The organism is Enterovirga sp. (genome assembly GCF_035325185.1).
Taxonomy (GTDB): Bacteria; Pseudomonadota; Alphaproteobacteria; order Rhizobiales; family Beijerinckiaceae; genus Enterovirga.
Genome location: NZ_DAOLAJ010000120.1, coordinates 2,493 through 8,879 on the forward strand (window position 1 = coordinate 2,493; position 6,387 = coordinate 8,879).

A 6,387-nucleotide genomic window follows, 5' to 3' on the forward strand; every position below is an offset into this window, starting at 1 on the left:
CCCCCCCCAGGGGCGGGGGGGCCCGGCCCCCCCCGCCCCCCCCCGCCGCGCAATAGCCGTGGCCCGTGAAGCCCGCGGCCACCCCCGCCCCCGCCTCCACCAGGCACTCATAGCCCAGCTTCTGGAGCTGCCGCGCGCTGTCAGGCGTCAGCGCAACACGACACTCGCCCGAAAAAACCTCCCTAGGCGAACCGATCCTCACTGAAGCCCCCCCTTTTCGTGTCCGTCCCAGCCTTTGGGCCGGAACGCACAACCATCCGCCACTGATGCCATCACGGCTCCGCTCATGGCAAGGGGATGATTCGCGACTCCCCTGCCGCGGGGAAATCGTGGCAACCCTGCGAGACCACGGGAGTACGAGATGACCGAATCCTTCCAGCCGGCCTTCGACCATATCCATCTGCGCAGCCTCGACCCGGATGCGGCGGCGCAATTCTATGTCGACAAGCTCGGTGCCGGCGTCATCGAGCGGATCGAGACCGAGAAGCTGATGCGCGTCGCCGTCAGGATCGGCACGCTGGACATCTTCATCGACCGGGTGCCGCGCGGCACGACGCCGGCGGCGTCCCGCCCGCATCTGGGCCTCGAGCATTTCGGCCTGAAGGTTCCCGATCTTGACGCCGCCGCCGCGCGGCTCAAGGCCAAGGGCGTCGAGTTCACCATGGAGCCCGTCGAGCTCCGGCCCGGACTTCGGATCTCCTTCATCCGCGCGCCGGACGATGTCTCCATCGAACTGCTCCAGCGAGGCTAGGCGCGTTTCGAAAAATTCTCTCGGGAAGCATGAACCCCTCCGGCAGGTCCCGCGACCCATGATCGAGGCCGAATGGTCGGCCGAGGATCAACCGGAGAGGAGCCAGCCATGTCCCGTTTCATCAAGTCCGCCGCCTTCGCCGCCGCCGCCATGGGCGCGCTTCTGGTGACGGCTCCGCAGGCCATGGCCTGGGGCCATGGCGGCGGCTGGGGGCCGCATCACCCCTGGGGCGGCTGGGGCTTCGGGCGGCGCATCCTGATCGCCCCTCCCGTCTGCCGCTGGCAGAGCTTCGTGACCTTCCGCGGCAACGTCGTGGTCCGGCGCGTCTGCTTCTGACCGCACGGGACGAGCCCACGACATCGTCACGCAACACCGGATGAGCTATCCTCGACGGCCGGGCCGGAGCCCGGCCGGAAAGGACAGGGGATGCAGGGACTTCCGAAGATGGCAGCCGTCGCGGTCCTGGCCCTGGGCGGAATCTCGTCCGTCCCCACGGAGGCGGGCGCGCATGGCTGGCATCGGCATCACCGCCATTCCTACCACCGCCATGCCCATTCCCGGGTATGGGTTCACGACTACACGCCCCGTCCCCGGTGGTCGGCGGTTTTCAACGCCTGGCCTTTCGGGTGCGGGGTAAGGCGCTTCGTGACCTATTACGGCGCCCTCGCCTATCGGGAGGTCTGCGACTAGCCCGCGGCCGTCGCATGCTGGCTTCGGAAAGCCCCGCTCCCTTTCCCAGCATGCCCGGCCCCCCCGAGGCGGCAAGCCAGCGTCGCGCCCGAGCCGGCGCGTCGCGCATGTCGGAGGTCGCCATGGGAGATCGCCATGCAAGCCGCCACGCAGGATGACCCGGACCCGCCGCAGCGCGGCGCGACGCGATGGGGCGCCGCCCTGGCCGCCCTGCTTCTCGTCGCCGCGGCGCTGCCGCTGTCCAGGCCGGCCTTCGCCCAGTTCGGGTTCCACCCGGGAGGGATGAGCCTCGGCGGAGGCTGGGGCAAGCGAGGCGGCTACGGCGCTTGGGGAACGGCCGGCCGGCAGCCCCGCTCCACGAGGCCCCCCATGGGCCCGTATCCCGGAAAGCCCTATTCCGCGAAGCCTTCCTGGCCCGGCAGGGGAGGCGTCTATGGCCAGGGGGGCTGGGGCCGGCCGGGCTATCCGGCGGGAACGCACCGTCCCTATTCCCTTCCCCCCTGGGGAGCCCGGCACGGCTATCCCGTCCGGCCCTTGCCCTATCGTCCCCCTGTCGTGGTGGAGGAAGGCGATCCGCCGCGCTATCGCACGCGGCGGCCGATCGTCGTCATGCAGCCGCCCGCGGCGAGGCCGCTCCGGCTCGCGCCCCTGCGCCCCGCGACACGTCCCGTGCGGCCGGCCCTCGCGGCGCCCCCCGCCCCGCCGCCTGTCGCCCGCCGGCCGCCTCCGCCCCGGCCGGTTCCGCCGATGCCCGCGGTCGCCTCCGACGCCACCTATGTCGATCGCGAGGTGCTGGTCACGCTGCCGGGAGCGCAGCCCGCCGGCGCGATCGACCGGATCGCCGCCCGCCACGGCCTGACCCTCCTCGATTCGGCCGAGCTGACGCTCGCCGGCACGACGGCGCACCGTCTGCGCGTCAATGGCCGCCGCAGCGTCGATTCGACGGTCGCCGCCCTCGGGCGGGACAGCGGCGTCGCGCTCGCCCAGCGCAACCATCTCTACCGCCTCGCCGCCGACAGGGGGCAGGCTTATTATCCCCTCTCCTCCAGTCAATATGCGGCCGCGAAGCTCCATCTCGCGGAGGCCCACCGGCTCGCCACCGGCCAAGGCGTTACGGTCGCGGTGATCGATTCGGGCGTGGACACGAGCCATCCCGAGCTTCGGGGCGCGATCGGGAGAAGCGAGAACACGCTGTCGAGCGCTGCCAGCCCCGACCGGCACGGCACCGCCATGGCGGGCGCCATCGCCGCCCGCGGCCAGCTCATGGGCGTGGCGCCCGGAACGCGTATCCTCGCCATCCGCGCCTTCTCTCCCGCCACCGCCCGCGCGCAGGCCGAGGGCACGAGCTGGGACATCGTCCGCGCCGTCGACCTCGCGGGCAAGGAGGGCGCGAAGGTCGTCAACATGAGCTTCGCAGGACCGGCGGACCGGCTGATGTCGCGCGAACTGGCCGGGGGCCTGCAGCGCGGGATCGTCTTCGTGGCCGCCGCCGGCAACGGAGGCCCCGCGGCGGCGCCCGCCTATCCGGCGGCGGAGCCCGGCGTGATCGCGGTCACGGCGACCGACCTCCAGGACAGGCTCTACGAATCCGCCAATCGCGGCGCCTACGTGGCGCTCGCGGCGCCGGGAGTGGACGTGCTCGTGGCGAGCCCCGAGGCAGGCTACGACACCTCGACCGGGACCTCCGTCGCGACCGCCCATGTCAGCGGCATCGTGGCGCTGATGCTGGAGCGCTACGGCAGCATGTCGCCTTCCGCCATCCGCGCGGCGCTCGCGGCCCGGGCGCGGGATCTCGGCCCTCCCGGCCCCGATCCCGAATTCGGCGCGGGCCTCGTCGACGCCTATGCCGCCCTCGGCGGGCCGGAGGCCGCCGCCTCGGCCGCGCCGCCTGCTCCAGCCGCGCCGACCCCGGTGGCCGCGGCCGAGCCGGGCGCGGCGGCGCCCCTTCCCGACCCGTCGCCCGCTCCTGAAAACCCGCCTCCGCCGGCCGGAGAGCCATGAGGCTCCTTCATTGACAGGCGGGCTTTCCCCTATTAAGGGCCCGCCCTGAAATCGATACGAGCGAGCCCGCGAGCCGCCGACCGGACAGGGGCCATGGTTCCGCCGGAGGTCAACGCCCGACAGCGCGATGCGCCCTCGGGCGTCTTCGGCGTTTGGGATTTCGCCCGCGACGGAGTGTCCGCATGGGCGAGGGATGGCGCGGAAACCTGCGCATCGAGGAGGCCGTGAACGGGACCTGCCCCTGGTCGGGCAAGCCGGTCGCGGCGGATTCGCTCACGCGGTACAAGGGGGCGGTGGTCGGGTTCTGCAATCCGGGCTGCCGCGACAAGTTCGAGAAGGCGGTGGCCCATTTCGAGGCGGCCCTCGCCAGCCGCCGCATGGAAGCCTCCATGGGCGGCTCCACCGAGTAGGACGATGTTCGAGGGCCTTTCCGAAAAACTCTCCGCCATCCTCGACGGGCTGACGCGCCGCGGCGCGCTCACCGAGGAGGATGTGGGCGCCGCGCTCCGCGAGGTCCGCCGCGCCCTGATCGAGGCCGATGTCGCGCTCGAGGTCGTGCGCGGCTTCACCGACAAGGTGCGCAGCCGCGCCGTGGGCGCGGAGGTCGTGAAGTCGGTCACGCCCGGCCAGATGGTCGTCAAGATCGTGCACGACCAGCTCGTCGAGATGCTGGGTTCGGATGCCGAGACGATCGACCTCAACGCCGCCCCCCCGGTGCCGATCCTGATGGTCGGCCTCCAGGGCTCGGGCAAGACGACCACCACCGCCAAGATCGCCCGCCGCCTGTCCGACAAGGGCAAGCGCCGCGTGCTGATGGCCTCGCTCGACACGCGCCGCCCGGCCGCGATGGAGCAGCTCGCCGTGCTCGGCAAGCAGGTCGGCGTCGAGACCCTGCCGATCGTCGCGGGCCAGTCGGCCGTGCAGATCGCGCGGCGCGCCATGGAAGCGGGGCGGCTCGGCGGCTTCGACGTCGTCATGCTCGACACCGCCGGCCGCGTCACGGTCGACGAGGCGCTGATGACCGAGGCGGCCGAGGTCAAGAAAGCGACCGAGGCGCACGAGGTGCTCCTCGTCGCCGACGCCCTCACCGGCCAGGACGCGGTCAACACCGCCCGCGCCTTCGACGGGCGCATCGGCATCACCGGCATCGTGCTGACCCGCATGGACGGCGACGCCCGCGGCGGCGCCGCGCTCTCGATGCGCGCCGTCACCGGCCGGCCGATCAAGCTCGTCGGCACGGGCGAGAAGGTCGATGCGCTGGAGGAGTTCCACCCGGCCCGCGTCGCCAACCGCATCCTCGGCATGGGCGACATCGTCTCGCTCGTCGAGCGCGCGGCCGAGACCATCGACGCCGAGAAGGCGGCGAAGGTCGCCGAGAAGATGCGGAAGGGGAAGTTCGACCTGGACGACCTCTCCGACCAGCTCGCCCAGGTCGAGAAGATGGGCGGCATGGGCGGCCTGATGGGGATGCTCCCCGGCGTCGCCAAGATGAAGCAGCAGATCGCCCAGTCCGGCATGGCGGACGGCATGGTGAAGCGCCAGCGCGCCATCATCTCCTCCATGACGAAGGCCGAGCGGACCAATCCCGACCTCCTCAAGGCGTCGCGCAAGAAGCGCATCGCGGCGGGGTCCGGCACCAGGGTCGAGGAGGTCAACAAGCTCCTCAAGATGCATCGCGGCATGGCCGACGTCATGAAGATGATGGGCGGCGGCAAGGCCAAGGGCGTCGGCGGCATGCTCGGCCGCATGATGGGACTCGGCGGCGGCATGCCCCAGCCCAGCCCCGAGCAGATCGAGGCCATGAAGGAGCAGATGGGCAAGGCCGGCGGCCCCGGCATGCCCCAGAACCTCCTGCCGCCCGGCCTCGGCGGGCCGAGAATGCCCGGCGGCATGCCGAAAGGCTTGCCCGGCCTCGGCGGCCCGAAGCTCCCCGGCTTAGGCGGCGGCTTCCCCTTCGGGGGAAAGAAGAAATAGCCATCCACCATCCCGGCCGGGACGCCCGGCCACGATGATCCAGAACCAGGAGAAGACCATGTCCCTCAAGATCCGCCTCACCCGCGGCGGCGCCAAGAAGCGTCCCTATTACCGCATCGTCGTGGCCGATGCCCGCGCCCCGCGCGACGGCCGCTTCATCGAGAAGGTCGGCGCCTACGACCCGATGAAGGCCAAGGACGATCCGGCCCGCGTCACGCTCGAGGCCGAGAAGATCCAGGCCTGGCTGACCAAGGGCGCCCAGCCGACCGACCGCGTCCTGCGCTTCCTCGACGCCGCCGGCCTCGCCAAGCGTTCCGCCCGCAGCAATCCCGAGAAGGCCAAGCCCGGCCAGAAGATGGTCGAGCGCCGGGAGGCCAAGGAGAAGCTCGCGGCCCTCAAGGCGGCGGTGGCCGAGGTCGCCCCCGAGGGCGACAAGTAGCGCGTGCGCGCCGGCGGCAAGGCTCGCGCGCTCCGTCCCCCTGCGCCTGCGGGCGCAGAGGCGGAGAGGGGCCCGCGCGCCCTCCCCTTGCCGGAAAACCTCGTGCTGCTCGGCGAATTCGGCCGCCCGCACGGGCTCGCCGGGGAGATCCGGCTCAAGTCCCATACGGGGGATCCGAAGGCCATCGCCTCCTACGGTCCCCTGACCGGCGCCGATGGCCGGACCTATCTCGTCCGCCATGCGCGGCAGGCGTCGGGCGGCCAGCCGGACCTCCTCGTCGTGCGGGTCGAGGGGGTGGCGACGCGCGAGGCGGCCGAGGCGCTGAACCGGCTCCGCCTCTATGCCCCGCGCGACAAGCTGGGCGAGCCGGAGGAGGACGAGTTCTTCCTCGCCGATCTCGTCGGGCTTCGCGCCGAGGGCCCGGACGGCCCTCTCGGCCGGGTCGTGGCGGTGCCCGATTACGGGGGCGGCGATCTTCTCGAGATCGCCCTTCCCGGACGGCGCCGGACGGCGCTCCTTCCCTTCACGCGCG

At 72.1% G+C, this 6,387-nt stretch carries 8 protein-coding genes and 1 pseudogene; 8 read left to right on the forward strand and 1 reads right to left on the reverse strand.

Annotation, left to right across the window (positions count from 1 at the left end; genetic code table 11):
* Positions 1-202: pseudogene (locus PKD06_RS17005) on the reverse strand (hypothetical protein); the annotation flags it as partial.
* Positions 203-361: 159 nt separating this feature from the next.
* Here PKD06_RS17005 and PKD06_RS17010 point away from each other — a divergent pair.
* From PKD06_RS17010 to rimM, 8 genes are all read left to right on the forward strand, one after another.
* The gene (locus PKD06_RS17010) at positions 362-751 is read left to right on the forward strand and encodes a VOC family protein (protein WP_324382197.1); all 390 of its coding nucleotides are present in this window, start codon (positions 362-364) and stop codon (positions 749-751) included.
* Positions 752-859: 108 nt separating this feature from the next.
* A complete protein-coding gene (locus tag PKD06_RS17015; protein ID WP_324382199.1) occupies positions 860-1,087 on the forward strand; it encodes a hypothetical protein in 228 nt (75 codons plus the stop codon).
* Between the two features lie 90 nt (positions 1,088-1,177).
* Positions 1,178-1,441: a hypothetical protein gene (locus PKD06_RS17020; RefSeq protein ID WP_324382201.1), complete on the forward strand. Its 264-nt coding sequence runs from the start codon at positions 1,178-1,180 to the stop codon at positions 1,439-1,441.
* Between the two features lie 135 nt (positions 1,442-1,576).
* Complete coding sequence (locus PKD06_RS17025; RefSeq protein WP_324382203.1) at positions 1,577-3,442, forward strand: S8 family serine peptidase; 1,866 nt, start codon at positions 1,577-1,579, stop codon at positions 3,440-3,442.
* A 182-nt stretch (positions 3,443-3,624) separates the two neighbouring features.
* Positions 3,625-3,852, forward strand: coding sequence for a glutathione S-transferase (locus tag PKD06_RS17030; protein WP_324382205.1), 228 nt, complete (start codon positions 3,625-3,627; stop codon positions 3,850-3,852).
* 4 nt (positions 3,853-3,856) lie between these two features.
* Positions 3,857-5,416, forward strand: a complete 1,560-nt coding sequence (gene ffh / locus PKD06_RS17035) for a signal recognition particle protein (protein WP_324382207.1) — start codon at positions 3,857-3,859, stop codon at positions 5,414-5,416.
* Between the two features lie 58 nt (positions 5,417-5,474).
* Positions 5,475-5,855 (forward strand): 30S ribosomal protein S16, encoded by a 381-nt coding sequence (gene rpsP, locus PKD06_RS17040; protein WP_324382209.1) that lies wholly within the window; start codon positions 5,475-5,477, stop codon positions 5,853-5,855.
* A 102-nt stretch (positions 5,856-5,957) separates the two neighbouring features.
* Positions 5,958-6,387: ribosome maturation factor RimM (gene rimM / locus PKD06_RS17045; protein ID WP_324382211.1), on the forward strand; the 430-nt coding region annotated here is incomplete at its 3' end.